Genomic DNA, 16,265 nt, shown 5'->3' on the forward strand with positions numbered 1-16,265 from the left:
AGTAACAGTCTGCTTAAAATGTGTAGTTGTACTGTAAAGAGTAGTAGTTAGCACCTGATTCAGTATAAGCACTAACAGGACCTACTAGCTCACTGGTTTCAATTACATGTACTTTCTCGCCAGCCACTAGGGTGTAACCGAAATCAATGCTTGATTTTTCATTGATGTGGTAGCTAAAACCTGCTGAATACCAAGTACGGTCTGAATCAGGAATAGAAAGTGATGATACTTCACCGACTACACCTTGGTCTTTGGCAATACCCGCTCTAACGGTCCATTTATCATTGATGTCGTATGTTGCACCCAAACTTAAGAACCAAGAGTTTTCCCAGTTATAATGCTTGAGGATATGGCTGTCTGTACCATTTTCACCGTCAGTAAGCTCGATGTTGTCGAAATTACTCCAGTTAGTCCACTGGGCTGTATAATGGATAGCAAATTTGTCAGTTAACTGGTGAAAACCAGCAAGCTGAGCAATATCAGCTAAAGGAATATCAATTTCACCAAAGTTTTCAGCAGCAAATGGTGGGTTATAAGCAATATCACCTGAAGCCTTCATGTTCGGGCTTTTACGATAGCTTAAGCCGATTCTGTTATTTTCATTAATTTCATAAGCAAGACCGAAAATGGCGCCAAAGCCCCAGCCATCAGCATCAATATCAACAAGGTTTAGTGGTATTTCACCAAAAACAGGAACTGTAAAATCACCTTGTCGAGTTAATGTGCCCATACCTTTAATGGCATCAATACCAAGGCCAAGGCTTAGTGAATCATTGATACGATATGACACACTGGCATTGAAGTTAATGGTAGTAACTTCAGTGTTACCCAATAAATCGATTGGAGTATTAAAGTCGTGACCTGAATTGAGTGGGGCTAAATCAGTGCCAGTACCATAGTTACTGAATGCAGCAATACCAAAAGCCCATTTATCATTAATTGGGTTGATGTAATAAAAACTCGGGATAGGCTTACCTTCTGCTGCATTATCCATAGCGCCTAAATATTGACCATCACCAGAACCATCACCAATCATGGCATCAGTCACTTCAACATTCACATCAGCATAAGTACCAACAACCGAAATTGCTGTCTTATCAAATAATGCCATCGCCGCTGGGTTGCGTGCTAGTACTGAAGCATTGTCTGCAATGATGGCATCACCCGCCATAGCACGGCCTAAACCGGTTGCTGACTGGCTGTTTAGTTGGAAACCAGCTGCGAATGTTTGTGTACTTGCCAAAGCTACAGCTGCTGCCAGTAGTGTCTTGTTGAATTTAGTCATAATTATTGCTCATCTTTATTGTCGCATATGCATGAATACTGCATGTGTTCATATCACTGCCACTTATATTTGAGCGCATCTTAGGTAACACAAGTAAGCTATACAACTCCGACCAGTGACTTTTGGTGTTGCATTTTTGTTAATAATTTGAGCTGTTAAATATAATTGTGAGAAGGTCTTACAAACCTTTGTGGGAGTTAACGCTGTAATTTCAGTGGTTTGAGTTTGATTTTATAATGATAACTTTGTTAGGTTGCTGTAATTAAGAATTGTGACTAGGGCTGCTTTTTAGCTAACACCTGTACGCTGAGTTTAGAATCTTTACTCTAGAAATGAGCCAGCCGACTAATTGTTGTTAACGAAAAAGTCGGCAGGTGTTTACTAAGGGTTAACCTTGTAAAGCACTAAAGTGACTGGCGAAAGACCTTGAATGAGGCCACCGTCTCTGTGCTTGCAGGAAATAGCTTACTGACTAAGATACCTGCCAATGAGGCGAGCAAAAATCCAGGGACTATTTCGTACAAGTCAAAAATACCACCAGAGAGTTGTTTCCAGACCACCACGGTCACCGCACCGACAACAATTGTTGCTACAGCGCCGTTACGACTATATTGCTGCCAAAATAGTGATAGTAATACCACAGGGCCAAATGCTGCGCCAAAGCCTGCCCATGCGTAGCTCACTAACCCTAGGACACTGCTTTCAGGATTAAGTGCAATGACTGCGGCCACAATAGCAATGGCGATAACCCCCAAACGGCCCACGAGCATTAACTCTTTATTACTCGCATCGGGTTTAATCCATTTGCGATAAAAGTCTTCAGTTATTACGCTTGAACAAACCAAAAGCTGTGAATCAATGGTGCTCATGATCGCTGATAAAATTGCTGCAATTAACAAGCCGCCAACCCATGGATTAAACGCAGCATGGGCAAGGTGAATAAATACAGTTTCAGGGTTATCTAGGGGAGTGTCGGCAAAATACAAGGTACCAGCGATACCCGTTGCCAATGCACCAATCAGAGAAATACCCATCCAGCTCATAGCAATGCGACGAGATAACTTACTGTCTTTAGCGCTGCCAATGGCCATAAAGCGAGATAGAATATGTGGCTGGCCAAAATAGCCTAAACCCCAAGCCAGTAATGACACTAAGCCGATGACTGTGGTGTTTTCACTGACAAACGACAGCATGGCAGGGTCAAGTTGCTGCAGGTTTTCTTGAGTCTCAGGTTGGCTGAAGATGGCTACAGGTACAATAAGTAAGGCCACTAACATTAAACAGCCTTGGAAAAAGTCAGTCCAACTGACGGCAAAGAAACCGCCTACAAAAGTGTAAGAAACGATGATTACTGAACCTATAATGAGTGCTAAGGTGTAATCAAGGCCAAATACTTTTTCAAATAATATTGCGCCGCCAACCATACCTGATGAGGTATAAAAGGTGAAAAAGACTAAGATGGTGACCGCAGCAACCATTTTTAATACGCCTTGGTTATCATGAAAGCGATTTTCAAAAAAGTCAGGTAATGTCAGCGAGTTGTCAGCCAGTTCAGTGTAAATACGTAAACGTTTGGCGACAAAAAGCCAGTTGAGCCAGGCACCAAATATCAGTCCAAAACCAATCCAAGCTTCACCTAAGCCGCCTAAATACACTGCACCAGGTAAGCCAAGTAATAACCAACCTGACATATCTGATGCACCAACACTTAAGGCGGTGACAGCAGGGCCCATTTTTCGGCCACCCAGAATATAGTCGTCAACGGTATCTGTTTTACGATAAGCCCAGTAGCCAATCCCCATCATTAACGCGAGGTAGCCGATAAAAGTGATTAGAATGGGGGTTTCTATGGTCATGATACTTCCGTATTTTTATTATTGTGGCGCATATGCTAGCAGATGTATGAGCCAGTGCACAATTTGGGAAGTAAATTTGATGTGATAACAAGCACTCAATAAGTTTACATTGACTGCTTATTATCTAATTGATAGGAGATGGTTACAGGTTGTGACTATAACTAGATAAAGGTTTGCTCTATTTCAGATTTAACAAACTGTAAATCAGTATCTTGCTCTGCAACTAACATCATGAATGCCCCAGCTGTTTGAAAGCCCAAGCCCTGATAGTGTTGATCTGCAAAAGTTTCTTCGGTGACCATTCTATTTTCAGCCGGGACAATAAAGAGGGTGACTTTACCGTCTTTACCTTCCATCACTAAGTGCAAGCTTTTAACTCCTTGAAAGTCACAATAGGAGGTATAAAACACTTTTCCGGGCTGTTGAATGAATTTGGCGTTTTCTAAACCGCCAATACCAGCCAGTTTAAAATTAACATCTTCAAAGCCAACATTTTGATCAACCAGCATTGATTTGGGTTCATGGTATACATGAGCGAGCGCATGCTCAGCTAAGTCAACGGGGGCAAATTTTAACATGCTAAAACTTAAACCGATGACTAATGCCACGGATGCAGCCATAGCCATTAAATAACGAGTATGCTTTTTTTGCTCCTGATGTTTATTCAGTTGCTGACGTAATAATAATTTATCTGCTAAATCATTAGGCACATCAATATTAAGCGCATGGGTAAGCTTACTGTCTAATGTTTTTAATTCACTGACTAACTTTGCATCAGACTCAGACGCAGCAATTTGTGCCAAGAAATCTTCATCTTGGCTGTTGGGGTCGTCATAGGCATGGCGACGAAATTGTAGATCATCCATTTGATTGACCTCTAACTTCAGGAGACTCTAAAGCGTCTTTTAATTGATTACGGGCACGAAATAATCGCGTCATGACGGTGTTTCTATTAAGTTCAAGCAACTCTGCAATTTCTTCACCACTAAAACCGCCAATGAGTTGCAGCAGTAATGGCTCTCGATATTCAATCTCTAATAAGCCGATCTGTTTACGTAGCCAATATTGCTCTGTTTGCTCTTCGGTAGTGGAAGACTTTTGGTCTTCAAGCAACTCTTGCTCTACATCACTGTAGTCAAACTGCTTACGTTCAAATCGACGGGCATTCTCTCGGCGCAAGATAGTGATCAGCCATGCTTTAGCGGCTTTGTCATCTTTTAAAGAGTCAAGCGCACGCCATGCACGTAAAAAGGTTTCTTGAGTGACGTCTTCAGCAACATGTTTATCGCCGATAAGCCAATAGGCATATCGGAAGATATCTGCGTGAAGTGCCCGGACGAGGCTGTCGTATCGTCGCTGTTTAGTTAACATGTCAGATATGACCGTGGGTTCGGACTTTTTATTTCGCAAGCTATCAAACATTTTTATCTTTTTGTTAAAAATATTATGTTCGATAGCTTAAAAGGTTACTGATGAATAGCAAGTATAATTATGCTTGCTATTCAATCAGTTTATTCGTTAAGGGTTTAACGAACTCAGTGCAGATGGGGAGTTTACTGCAGAATTATGACTGTAACTCTCAATGGCTTTTAATAAAGCCGCTTTATCAACAAATGTTGAAGATTGGCTGTATTTAGCCTGCTGTAATTGATGAGTTGCTTGAGCTAGCGCAGTTGATAACTGGCTAATATCAGCCAAGTTCATTGGTTTGTTTAGTAATGTAGAAAAATGCTGCTGCAGTAATGTAATGACTTGAGATACATCATTTTTATCACAGGCGAGGCTGATGTCTTTGATGCTCACTCGAGCAGAGGAGGACTGAACATCAACATTTTCAGAGGTAACTGTTAGCGACTTTTGCTTACGGGCGTTTAACCACAGGGCGATTGTGATAAGCCATAATGCGGCAAATAGCAGTGTTAACCAAGGCCAAAAACCAGGATTATTGCTGGGCTTTGTAACCTCAGGTGTAATTGGCGTTGGTGCTTGTTCTGGATTAGCCGCAATGGTCACTGTTCTTGCTGGAATGGTGGTAAATTGCTGCTGACGTAGCTGCGAGTTCCACCACGGAATTGTAATTTCAGGAAGGGTAAATGTTCCAGCTTTGGTTGGCACGATAGCCGTGGTAAGGCTGTACTGGGCCACTACATGGTTTTCTCTAAGTACAGTTTGTCTAACTGGTTTTTCTGGATATGATTTCAGCGCACTTGGCATAGCTAATTCAATGTCAGGCAGGCTATTACTGTCAGCATTAGATGCGATGATATTAATGGTGCGGGTGATTGGGCTACCCACTTCAAATTCACTGCTGTCTTCAGGCCACACTTCTTTAGCGATTAATAAATCACTGACGAGCCAATCACCTTGATAGCTGTCAGGTATGGGTTTAATTATGATTTCAGTATCTTCAGCAGCAGCTTGCATCGGACGGCTTTCATTAAAGCCAAACATGCCGCCACGTCGTGGTGCTTCAACTAAAATATCACCTGAAAAACTCGCACCTTTAATGGCGAGTTTACCTGGAGTATCGGCAATCATGGCATAGGTTCGCTCAATTACGCGAAAACGGCGGCCATTAACCACTTCAACACTGTCTTGATCTTCGCCAAGCTGCTTGATCTCAGCACCTGATATTTCTGGGGCGCTAATGACACCACGCTGTAATTCAGCAGCTAAAAATAGCTTAACTTTATAGGTAATTAATTGGCCCACATAAGCTTCTTGAGTGCTAACTTCGCCTTCCACAAACAAATTGCGCATTTGCTGAGGCTGGGAGCCAGCATCTAAAACCGTTAACTCGATGGGATTAGATTGAATACCTTCCATAGTAAAGGCAGGAATAGTCACAGTGCCGCTATTTTTAGCCGATAATAATACTTGCCAGCGGGTTTCTTTACTGGAGTTGAAGTTAACGATTTGCGTGCTTCGTCCTACGCTAGTGCGGCCGACAACAAAGTCTTTTAGCAATATTGAGGTGTCTAATGAGCCTGCATTAACATCATCATCTGCGGTGACGTTTAATACAAAATACTCACCTTGCATGACGGGGTTACGGTCCACCGTTGCTTGAATGTTAGTGACCGCGAGTGCTTGCCCTGTAAAAAGAATAGCGACTAGGGCTAAAATGATTCTGTTTACCACTGTTGTTTATCCTTAGGAAGTTGGCCGTTTTGACGACGCTTTTGATATTCCAATAGCATTTTGTTTCTAATTAATACTTGTGGATCTTCACTGACTGCGCGAAGTGCTCTTTCTAAATCTGCTGGCAGCGGCTCTTCAGATAAAGCCGATGAGGCCACTGGTGTGCCAGACTCAGATTCTGGCTGTTGTTCTGATGTTTCAGCAGCTTGAGCTTGTTGTTGAGTCTTGTCTTGTTGCTCAGCAGTTTCAGGCTCAGCTTGAGCTTGGTTATCTTGACTGTTAGCTTGCATTTCAGCTTCATTATTATCGGCTTGTTGCTCATTTTGTTGAGATGAAGCTGATGAACTTTCGTCAGTCTCATTGGGGCTGTCATCTTGTTGAGAGTCACTAGATTGCTGATCCTGCTGAGAATCATTCGCAGATTGCTCTTCTTGTGACGGGTCATTTTGAGACTGCTGCTGTTGAGATTGCTCAGAGCTAGACTCATCACTTTGAGATTGATCTTGCTGTGATTGATCTCCTTGAGATTGATCATTTGATGACTGCTCATCATTTGGCTTCTGGTCAGATGATTGGTTGTCATCACTTTGCTGATCCTGCTCCGACTGTTGCTCTTGTTGCTGCTTCATTTGCTCAGCCAAAGCGAGGTTTTTCTCTGCCTGAGGAAAATCTGCTTGTTGAGTTAATGCTTGCTTATAACGCTTTATCGCCTCATCAATTTTATTCAGCTGCAGTAAACTATTGGCTTGATTATATAAACCATTGGCAGAGTCATCTTGCTCAAAACCGCTTAAGGCATTTTCATAGTCACCAGCCTTATATTGGGCGCTAGCTTGCCATTGAGGCTGGTCAAATTGCTCGGCAGCTTTAGAATAGTCTTCTGCTGATTGAGCCTGATTAAATTGCTCTGAGGCTTGTTGATCGGCGGTTTGCCATAAATCATCCCAGCTATTAGCTGAAGCAGGAGTTGGCTGCATCAATAAGCCTAGCGTGAGGACACTCACCATAGGCAGTACTGTAAACCTAAAACTCAGCAGTACTGGAATAATCAACAGGAGGGCAATATAAGGGCCTAAATCTTGCCAAGCTTCACCTTCAAGTTCGGTGGCTTTTGCATTACCATCATTAGCAAGCCATGCTTCGAGTTGGCCCAGTGCTGCGCCGTCTGCCCGTGCTGGTAACATTAAACCGCCAGTGGGAGTAACCAATTTATCAAGCAATGAAAAGTCAGTTTTATCAACCACGATCTCACCGGCATTATCGCGCATGAGCTGACCATCTGGCAGCTGTATTGCTGCGCCTTGTTGGCTACCAAATGCCATCACCGATACTCGATATCGACTGCCATCCAGCGCTTTTGCTGCCTGCGCATATTGGGCTGCATTAACACCATCGGTCATCACAATAATATCACCGCTGATATGCCCGCCTTGACCTAATAACTGTTGGGCAAGGGTAAGGGCGGCGGCTAAATCTGAGCCTCTAACGGGCATAATGTCCGGGCTTAAGGTTGGGAGCAGATTTAATAGGGTAGAGCTATCACGGGTTAACGGACTAATAGTAAATGCATCTCCCGCAAAAGCGATTAACCCAGTTTCACCTTCTTTTAAATTGGTTAAAAAATCGGTGGCTCGATATTTGGCCTGGGATAGTCGATTAGGTTTTTGATCGGTTGCATACATGGATAAAGACATATCCATTACCAGTACACGCCCTTGCTCGCTAGCGAACACAGGTAGGCTTTGTTTATTCACGGCAGGGCCCGATATGGCCACAACCGCAATAAACCAACACAGCATTAATAACCATTTGGGTTGTTTTTTGATGTGTGCAGACTCACTGATCAGGGTGCTAGCAAGGTGAGGGGCAATATAGTGTTGCCATGCAGAGTTATTTTTACTCTGGCGCCACAAAAATAGTCCAATAATGGTTAATGGAATTAAGGCCAATAGCCATTCAAGGCGGATAAAATGCAAACTCATTATTTATCCTCCTTGTAAAAGGCTGAAGTCAGATTTTTAGGTAAATTCATTTGACTACGTAGACTAATACTTAAACTGATTAATAACGCTAACAACAATGGCCAGTAAAATAACTCGCTTTGGGGGCGGTAGGTTAATTGGTCGCGACTGACTGGCTCTAATTCATCAATTTTTTGATAAATCTCTTCTAGCTCTTCGCTATTACGGGCTCTAAAGTAATGACCATTGGTCATTTCTGCAAGCTGTTGTAATTGCGCTTCATCAAGATCTGCTGACGGGTTTACTTTTTCAGTACCGAAAATACTGCGTCTTTCCAGTATTTCAGCGCCAACACCGACGGTATAAATAGTGACATTGCGCTCTGCAGCGATGCGAGCTGCCACTTCAGGTTCTATGTTACCTGCGTTATTTGAACCATCGGTGAGTAAAATGAGCACTCGGTTACTGTCGTTAACGTTATCAAAGCGTCTCACCGCCAATGCAATTGATTCACCAATGGCGGTTTGTTTGCCCACTAGGCCAATTTGACTATCGGCGAGAAACTTTGCCACCGAGCGTCTATCTTGGGTCAGTGGCGCTTGTAAATAGGCGTGATCGGCAAATAAAATTAACCCAAGGCGATCGCCATTACGACGTTCGATAAAGTCGCCAATCACATGTTTAATAAGGGTCAATCTATCAACCGTTTTGCCTTCAACAACCATGTCTTCAATTTGCATACTGCCGGATAAATCGACTGCCAGCATTAAGTCGCGCCCTTCAGATGGCAGCTCTATAGGCTCGCCTAACCATTGGGGCCTGACAAGTGCGCACAATAAACATGCCCACATTAACCAATACAATTTACGGGATGGTTTGTCAGCATGGCTTGATATGACCTGATCAGCATTGGCTATACCTGGAAGCTGCAGGTGACCGCCATTATTTTTTGAAACGCGCTTTGGTTTTAACAGCCAAGGTAATGGCAATAAAAGCAATAACCACGGCCATGCTATTGAGAACATGATGCCTCCTGTGGACTATTTGCTTGAGTATTTGCGCTGTTAGCGATGCTTTTGATGGCATTAAGGGGCGCAAAGCGAGCTTTTTTAGTTAACCAAGACTTGGCTAACTTAAATAACTGCTGCTTTTCAGCTGCATTTAAGCCACAAGCTTGATAACGCTTGGCTAATAACAAGCCAATTTGGCCTTGCTCTGCTTGCGGTAACCTTAGCTCAAGCCATTTGAACCATTGGTCGCCATCAAGTTGTGCAAAATCCTGTCTGGGTAAATAACTCAAGGCAGTTCGTTTTAGTAAGCTATTAATCTGGCTTGGGTATTGACTGTCATTTATATCAAGTTGCTGTAGTTGCGCTAATGCGGCCTTTCTCGGGGCGTGATATTTGGCACGTTTTCGCAGCTTGATGAAAGTGATGACACCAGCCGCGATAATGATAATCGCAACTAGCCAATAACCGGGGGCAATGGGAAATTGTGATATTGGCTGCGGCAGCACGATATCTTCCATTTGCATTAATGCGGGATTGATTTGAGGAGCATTCATCTAACGTAATAGTTCCAATTGATCGCTAAGACTCTTACCTGCATCGATAAAGCGGGTTTGAACTTTGAGCATTTTCATTAATTCAATAAACTGTTGTTGACGAGCTAACTGTTCATTTAACCACACATCGTAGCTATGGCGAGTTAAGGTAAGTTGTTGCTTACCATCACGTACAGGCAGTGAAAATCGCTTTGGTAACGCTAATGTGCCTTGTCGTAATGGGTCTGTAATAATAAAGGCACCCACATCACAATGGCGTTTAAGCTCGGTGAGTGCCGCTAAACATTCTTGGCTAAAGTGCTGGCCATCAGTAATTATCCATACCAGTGAGCCGGGTTTAGCGATGCGTTGCAATCGCTGGCAAGCTCGTAAAATATGCTGGGGATCTTGGGGTAATTCATCAAAGTGATTTAACTGGTTTTGATGCACTTTGATTAATGCTGATGTGAGCTGCAAAATACCTTGTCGGCGACTGCGGGGTTTTAACTCCACATGTTCGGTTTCACTGGCAATCAATGCCCCCAAACGGTCACCGTGGTTAATGGCGTTCCAGCCAAGTGTTGCTGCGACATGGGCGGCTTGCAGAGACTGTAAAAGCAAACTCGAGCCAAAAAATAAGCTATGACTTAGATCGACCAGCAAGATAATAGGGCGTTCACGTTCTTCAATAAATAATTTGGTGTGGGCCTTGCCAGTTCTGGCCGTAACGCGCCAGTCTATGGTGCGCACATCATCACCATTTTGATAATGTCGCACTTCGGCAAATTCCATTCCACGCCCTTTTATGAGGCTGCTTCTATGGCCTGCAAGGCTGGCTTTTGCGCGGCTACGTTTCTCAGGCATCGCACGGGCAATACTCTGGCAACTTATTAGCTCTTGCTCATTAAGGTTGACGCCATTACTAAATAGCGGCAACTCTTTTTCAATTGACATAGCGGTTACTGACATAGTGGCTATAACTCAACATTAAGGTACAGCCACTTGGCTTAAAATATGATTTATGACGTGATCTGCACTAATCCCTTCTGCCTGTGCCTGATAACTCAACAGTAGACGGTGGCGTAAAACATTAGGCGCCACAGCTTGAATATCTTCAGGTGAGACAAAATCGCGTTGATGTAACCAGGCTCTGGCTCGCGCGCAGCGCTCTAATGAAATTGAAGCGCGGGGACTCACGCCGTATTCAAGCCACTTGGCTAGTTCTGGGCTATAACGCTCTGGCTGACGAGTGGCCATAATAATTTCTACGATATAGCTTTCAAGGGGCTCAGCTAAGTACAGTTCCATCGCTTGTTCACGGGCAGAAAATACATCTGCTTGTACCACAGGCTCGATGGTCGGTAACTGATGAGTCAGTGCTTCGTTACGAGACTGACGCAAAATCTGACGCTCGGTATCGGCACTTGGGTAATCTAAATTTAAGTGCATTAAGAAGCGATCTAATTGCGCTTCAGGTAGCGGGTAAGTCCCTTCGTTTTCAAGTGGGTTTTGGGTTGCCATCACTAAAAAGAGTTTTGGCAGCGGGTAACTGTGTTTACCTACGGTCACTTGTCCTTCAGCCATGGCTTCAAGTAATGCGGATTGTACCTTCGCTGGAGCGCGGTTAATTTCATCGGCAAGGATTAAGTTATGGAAAATCGGCCCCGCTTCAAATTCAAAGGTACCCGTTTGAGCGCGATAGATATCGGTGCCGGTCAAATCCGCTGGTAATAAATCAGGCGTGAACTGGATGCGATGAAAGTCGCCTTCAACGCCATCACATAATGCTTTTACTGCACGGGTTTTGGCTAAACCTGGAGGGCCTTCAACCAGTAAATGACCATCGGCAATAAGTGCGATGAGCATATTTTCAGTTAAAACCGGTTGTCCCAAAATGACATTATCTAAATAAGCGCGTAAAGAATGAAATCGACTCAAAGGCATGATGATACTCAAATTTGTTGTCTAAAAAACGTTATCTAATTCACTCTATGTTAATGAATTTTATTGGCCTTTGGCTAGTAGCATTAACAGAATTTCATTTTTATTTATTCGTGGTGTTCATTAGCTGCAACTAAAGGTGCGTTAGCTAGCTTTAATCGATACTTAAATATATTAATAAAGCTAATGCTCTAAAGTTTAACCTTCTGTATTTAATATATAAATCTCAATTGGGTTGTTAATTTTGTTGGAAATTGTCAGGTTATTTTCATACGGGTGTTTTAAACTTGCTAATTAAAAGTTAGAATCAGATCACACTTTTATGGTCAGACCAGATAACGCTGACAAAATGGATTTTCACTGAAAAGCCTATAAAGGCTAAACAATTAAAAGAGGGTGAACAATGAGTGATAGACAACAAGTAACCAATGCCCGCGGCGAGCGCATTGCAATTGTAGCGGGTTTACGAACGCCTTTTGCCAAACAAGCCACCGCATTTCATGGCGTTTCAGCTTTAGATATGGGCAAAATGGTGGTTAATGAATTGCTTTCTCGCTCAGAGTTAGACCCAAAAACCATTGAGCAATTAGTTTATGGTCAAGTTGTGCAAATGCCTGCTGCGCCAAATATTGCTCGTGAAATCGTATTAGGCACTGGCATGGATGTATCAACGGATGCTTACAGTGTCACTCGTGCTTGTGCGACAAGTTTTCAATCGGCAGTGAATGTGGCTGAGTCAATCATGACTGGTAATGTTGAAATTGGTATTGCTGGCGGCGCAGATTCATCTTCTGTTTTACCGATTGGCGTGTCAAAAAAGCTGGCTCATGCGCTAGTGGACTTAAATAAGGCCCGTACCTTTAAACAAAAATTTGCCATTGCACGTCGTTTGGGTTTAAAAGACTTAATGCCGGTACCGCCAGCGGTTGCAGAATATTCTACCGGTTTGTCAATGGGGCAAACGGCTGAGCAAATGGCTAAGACCTATTCAATTAGCCGCGCCGATCAAGATGCACTGGCTCATCGCTCACATACTCTGGCAACAGAAACTTGGAACTCAGGTAATTTACGCGATGAAGTGATGACGGCTCATGTGCCTCCTTATAAGCAGTTTATTGATCGTGATAACAACATTCGTGAAAACTCAGTTTTAGAGTCTTACGCGAAATTACGTCCAGCTTTTGATCGCAAACATGGTTCAGTTACCGCAGCCAACAGTACGCCGCTAACTGATGGCGCATCAGCAATTATCTTAATGAGTGAAGGCCGTGCCAAAGCATTAGGTTATCAGCCTATTGGTTACATTAAGAGCTATGCCTTTACTGCCATTGATGTTTGGCAAGATATGTTAATGGGGCCATCTTATGCTACGCCGCTAGCACTAAAGCGTGCTGGTATGCAGTTAGAAGATTTAACCTTAATTGAAATGCATGAAGCATTTGCAGCGCAAACCTTAGCCAACATGCAAATGTTTGGCTCTAAAAAGTTTGCTGCAGAAAAGTTAGGCCAAAATCGTGCGATTGGTGAAATCGATATGAGTAAATTTAACGTACTAGGTGGTTCATTAGCTTATGGGCATCCATTTGCGGCTACGGGTACGCGTTTGATCACTCAAGTATGTCGTGAACTTAAACGCCGTGGTGGTGGAACCGGTTTAGCCACAGCCTGCGCAGCAGGTGGTCTTGGCGCTGCAATGATAGTAGAAGTGGAGTAATTCTGATGGAAAAGACATTTAATTTACAACGCCGTGAAGACGGTATTGCGGTTTTGACTATGGATGTTCCTGGTGAAACCATGAACACCTTAAAAGCAGAATTTGGCCCAGAAATTAGTGACATTCTTACCGAGATAAAAACTGACGCTAGCATTAAAGGTTTAGTGATTATTTCAGGAAAATCTGACTCTTTTGTTGCTGGCGCTGACATCACCATGTTAGATGCCTGTACCAGTGTTGCTGCTGCCAAAGAACTATCACAACAAGGGCATGTGGTATTTAATGAATTAGAAAACCTCACTATACCGGTTGTTGCTGCTATTAACGGTGCCTGCTTAGGTGGTGGATTAGAGCTAGCGCTAGCGTGTCATTTGCGTGTGTGCAGCGACAGTAAGAAAACTATTATGGGTGTGCCTGAAGTTCAACTTGGGTTATTACCAGGTGGCGGGGGAACCCAACGTTTACCAAGAAAAGTCGGTATTACTACAGCGCTCGATATGATGCTAACAGGTAAGCAGCTGCGTCCGAAACAAGCACTGAAAATAGCCTTGGTTGATGACGTTGTCCCAGAGTCTATTTTGCTTGAGACTGCAGTTGCCATGGCAAAAAAAGGCAAGTCTGCTGCTAAAGTGGTTAAAAAGTCTGCTTTAAACAAGTTGCTTGAATCAACCAGTACGACTCGTGACATTATTTTTGATCAAGCCGCTAAACAAGTGATGAAGAAAACCCAGGGTAATTATCCAGCTCCTGCTAAAATCATTGATTGTGTTAAGCAGGGTATGAATAAAGGCATGATCAAAGGCTTAGAAGTTGAAGCAAGTCATTTTGCTGAACTTATTATGTCACCAGAGTCAGAAGCGCTTCGTAGTATATTCCTTGCAACCACAGAAATGAAAAAAGAAACCGGTGCAGAAGGGGGCAAACCTCGCAAAGTGAACAAGGCACTGGTTATTGGTGGTGGCTTAATGGGTGGCGGAATAGCCTCTGTGACGACAACCAAAGCTAAAATTCCTGCTCGTGTTAAAGATATCAATGAAACCGGCTTAAGTAATGCGTTGGCTTATGCTTATAAGTTGTTAGCCAAAGGCGTTAAGCGTCGTCATATGACTCCGGCAGTTAGAGATAATCTAATGGCGTTAATGACGACAACCACTGAATATAGCGGCGTAAAAGATGCTGATATCGTAGTAGAAGCAGTATTTGAAGATTTAGCATTAAAACATCAAATGGTGAAAGATGTAGAACGTGAATGTCATGAAAATACTATCTTTGCATCTAACACATCTTCATTACCAATCAGCCAAATTGCCGAAGCGGCCAGTCGACCTGAAAATGTGATTGGTCTGCATTATTTCTCGCCAGTTGAGAAAATGCCGTTAGTGGAAGTGATTGCGCACAAGAAAACCTCTCCAGAAACCATTGCTACGACAGTGGCCTTTGCTCGTAAGCAAGGTAAGACACCGATTGTTGTTCAAGACGGAGCCGGTTTTTATGTAAATCGTATTTTAGCCTTATACATGAATGAAGCTGCGCAAGTGCTTCTTGAAGGGCAAAAAATTGAATTTTTAGATAAAGCGTTAGTTAAGTTTGGTTTCCCTGTAGGACCTATTACTTTGCTAGACGAGGTAGGTATTGATGTTGGTGCTAAGATCGCGCCGATCTTAACTAAAGAACTGGGTGAGCGCTTTGAAGCTCCAAGTGCATTTGATAAGTTACTTGCAGATGACCGTAAAGGCCGTAAAAACGGCAAAGGTTTTTACCAATACGGCAACAAGAAAAACAAAGCTAAGCTAGTGGATGAAAGTGTATATCAAGTACTAGGCATTAATAATCAGTTAAGTGGTAGTGAAAGCGATATTGCTATGCGTTGTGTTGTGCAGATGCTAAACGAAGCTGTTCGTTGTTTAGATGAAGGCATTATTGCCAATGCAAGAGACGGTGATATCGGTGCTATTTTTGGAATTGGTTTTCCGCCATTCTTAGGCGGTCCTTTCCGTTATATGGATACCATGGGGATCAATAATCTAGTGTCAAAATTACGTCAGTATCAGCAATTACATGGCGAAAGATTTGCCCCTTGTGAAAGATTAGTCAAAATGGCTGATGAGGGAGCGAGTTTTTATTAGTCTAAACTAAGACTTTAAGGATTACGCATTTAACAAAGCGGCAACATGGTGCCGCTTTTTCATTCTAAAGTGGCAGAGGTTTGCCTGTTTTATGTACACTGCGGAATGTTTTGACTGTGGCTCAATTAAAAATCCCCATAGCTTTGAGTATTTGGCTTGGTTATAATGCGACCAAAGCTAGCATTGAACACAAAAACTTAATGCTACGAGCTTAAGAAATGATGTTAACTGAATGAATTGTAGAGGTTTCAGTGGTATTTCTAGTGTTTATTATTTCAATCTTATCGGCGATTTATCTTGGCAATTGTGCTTTTGCTCAAGGTATGGCAGTAAAAAGATGGTCATTTGCCGGTTTGTTGATGGGCCCTCTGGCTTACCCATTGTTCAACAGTCATAAATATTTATTAACCCGTAAACTAGCGGTTAGTAATGAACAGCAACAATACTTTTAGCAAATTCCGCGTATTAAAAAGGGAGCTAATGCTCCCTTTTTCTTTGCCTGTAAAATATCACTACAAGACTTAGTTCCACCATGCTTTAGCTGGGATGACCTCTAGATGCTCAAGGCCTTCAGGTAATTTAACTTTCTTACGTTGCGGCTGTGCAATTCCTAGTGCTTTTAATAAAGAGTTAAACATAATTTTATCTCCTTAAGCGATGCTTGAATTGGTGTATTTAATATAAGGGCTGCTGGCTAG

At 42.8% G+C, this 16,265-nt stretch carries 13 protein-coding genes; 3 read left to right on the forward strand and 10 right to left on the reverse strand.

The genetic code is table 11. The features are described 5' to 3' along the window. Positions 1–13 precede the first annotated feature (13 nt). The 10 genes from AB4140_RS05115 to AB4140_RS05160 form a co-directional block, all read right to left on the reverse strand. On the reverse strand, positions 14–1,285 hold the full coding sequence (locus AB4140_RS05115; RefSeq protein ID WP_372000037.1) for an OmpP1/FadL family transporter: 1,272 nt from the start codon (positions 1,283–1,285) through the stop codon (positions 14–16). Positions 1,286–1,689: 404 nt separating this feature from the next. Further along, the gene (putP, locus tag AB4140_RS05120) at positions 1,690–3,141 is read right to left on the reverse strand and encodes a sodium/proline symporter PutP (protein WP_372000038.1); all 1,452 of its coding nucleotides are present in this window, start codon (positions 3,139–3,141) and stop codon (positions 1,690–1,692) included. Between the two features lie 161 nt (positions 3,142–3,302). Continuing rightward, entirely contained in the window at positions 3,303–4,007 is a 705-nt protein-coding gene (locus tag AB4140_RS05125; protein ID WP_102437497.1) for a DUF3379 domain-containing protein, read from the reverse strand. After that, the gene (locus AB4140_RS05130; RefSeq protein ID WP_102437495.1) at positions 4,000–4,563 is read right to left on the reverse strand and encodes a sigma-70 family RNA polymerase sigma factor; all 564 of its coding nucleotides are present in this window, start codon (positions 4,561–4,563) and stop codon (positions 4,000–4,002) included. The genes AB4140_RS05125 and AB4140_RS05130 overlap by 8 nt, the downstream gene beginning before the upstream one ends. 96 nt (positions 4,564–4,659) lie before the next feature. Further along, positions 4,660–6,282, reverse strand: coding sequence for a BatD family protein (locus AB4140_RS05135; RefSeq protein WP_372000040.1), 1,623 nt, complete (start codon positions 6,280–6,282; stop codon positions 4,660–4,662). Continuing rightward, positions 6,276–8,264 carry a VWA domain-containing protein gene (locus AB4140_RS05140; RefSeq protein ID WP_372000041.1) on the reverse strand — a complete coding sequence of 663 codons (1,989 nt, stop codon included), beginning with the start codon at positions 8,262–8,264 and terminating at the stop codon, positions 6,276–6,278. The genes AB4140_RS05135 and AB4140_RS05140 overlap by 7 nt, the downstream gene beginning before the upstream one ends. Beyond that, on the reverse strand, positions 8,264–9,268 hold the full coding sequence (locus AB4140_RS05145; protein WP_102475692.1) for a VWA domain-containing protein: 1,005 nt from the start codon (positions 9,266–9,268) through the stop codon (positions 8,264–8,266). Before AB4140_RS05145 ends, AB4140_RS05140 begins: the two co-directional genes overlap by 1 nt. Continuing rightward, positions 9,256–9,807 (reverse strand): DUF4381 domain-containing protein, encoded by a 552-nt coding sequence (locus AB4140_RS05150; RefSeq protein ID WP_303461349.1) that lies wholly within the window; start codon positions 9,805–9,807, stop codon positions 9,256–9,258. The genes AB4140_RS05145 and AB4140_RS05150 overlap by 13 nt, the downstream gene beginning before the upstream one ends. Next, complete coding sequence (locus tag AB4140_RS05155; protein ID WP_241904013.1) at positions 9,808–10,755, reverse strand: DUF58 domain-containing protein; 948 nt, start codon at positions 10,753–10,755, stop codon at positions 9,808–9,810. Between the two features lie 18 nt (positions 10,756–10,773). Then, on the reverse strand, positions 10,774–11,730 hold the full coding sequence (locus tag AB4140_RS05160) for a MoxR family ATPase (RefSeq protein ID WP_102437486.1): 957 nt from the start codon (positions 11,728–11,730) through the stop codon (positions 10,774–10,776). Positions 11,731–12,130: 400 nt separating this feature from the next. Here AB4140_RS05160 and fadI point away from each other — a divergent pair, with 400 nt between their 5' ends. The 3 genes from fadI to AB4140_RS05175 all read left to right on the forward strand — a co-directional run bounded on the left by fadI (position 12,131) and on the right by AB4140_RS05175 (position 16,019). Then, on the forward strand, positions 12,131–13,441 hold the full coding sequence (gene fadI, locus AB4140_RS05165) for an acetyl-CoA C-acyltransferase FadI (RefSeq protein WP_076537168.1): 1,311 nt from the start codon (positions 12,131–12,133) through the stop codon (positions 13,439–13,441). A gap of 5 nt (positions 13,442–13,446) precedes the next feature. Continuing rightward, entirely contained in the window at positions 13,447–15,567 is a 2,121-nt protein-coding gene (gene fadJ / locus AB4140_RS05170) for a fatty acid oxidation complex subunit alpha FadJ (protein ID WP_102530714.1), read from the forward strand. 263 nt (positions 15,568–15,830) lie between these two features. Continuing rightward, positions 15,831–16,019, forward strand: a complete 189-nt coding sequence (locus AB4140_RS05175) for a hypothetical protein (protein ID WP_241901111.1) — start codon at positions 15,831–15,833, stop codon at positions 16,017–16,019. The last annotated feature ends 246 nt before the right edge of the window (positions 16,020–16,265 follow it).

The organism is Shewanella sp. 10N.286.51.B2 (assembly GCF_041469265.1).
Lineage (GTDB): Bacteria > Pseudomonadota > Gammaproteobacteria > Enterobacterales > Shewanellaceae > Shewanella.

Excerpts from the sequence above, each read along its gene's own strand:
- AB4140_RS05115 (WP_372000037.1), bottom strand. The coding sequence starts at position 1,285 with ATGACTAAATTCAACAAGACACTACTGGCAGCAGCTGTAGCTTTGGCA.
- putP (WP_372000038.1), bottom strand. The coding sequence starts at position 3,141 with ATGACCATAGAAACCCCCATTCTAATCACTTTTATCGGCTACCTCGCG.
- AB4140_RS05125 (WP_102437497.1), bottom strand. The coding sequence starts at position 4,007 with ATGGATGATCTACAATTTCGTCGCCATGCCTATGACGACCCCAACAGC.
- AB4140_RS05130 (WP_102437495.1), bottom strand. The coding sequence starts at position 4,563 with ATGTTTGATAGCTTGCGAAATAAAAAGTCCGAACCCACGGTCATATCT.
- AB4140_RS05140 (WP_372000041.1), bottom strand. The coding sequence starts at position 8,264 with ATGAGTTTGCATTTTATCCGCCTTGAATGGCTATTGGCCTTAATTCCA.
- AB4140_RS05145 (WP_102475692.1), bottom strand. The coding sequence starts at position 9,268 with ATGTTCTCAATAGCATGGCCGTGGTTATTGCTTTTATTGCCATTACCT.
- AB4140_RS05150 (WP_303461349.1), bottom strand. The coding sequence starts at position 9,807 with ATGAATGCTCCTCAAATCAATCCCGCATTAATGCAAATGGAAGATATC.
- AB4140_RS05155 (WP_241904013.1), bottom strand. The coding sequence starts at position 10,755 with ATGTCAGTAACCGCTATGTCAATTGAAAAAGAGTTGCCGCTATTTAGT.
- AB4140_RS05160 (WP_102437486.1), bottom strand. The coding sequence starts at position 11,730 with ATGCCTTTGAGTCGATTTCATTCTTTACGCGCTTATTTAGATAATGTC.
- fadI (WP_076537168.1), top strand. The coding sequence starts at position 12,131 with ATGAGTGATAGACAACAAGTAACCAATGCCCGCGGCGAGCGCATTGCA.
- fadJ (WP_102530714.1), top strand. The coding sequence starts at position 13,447 with ATGGAAAAGACATTTAATTTACAACGCCGTGAAGACGGTATTGCGGTT.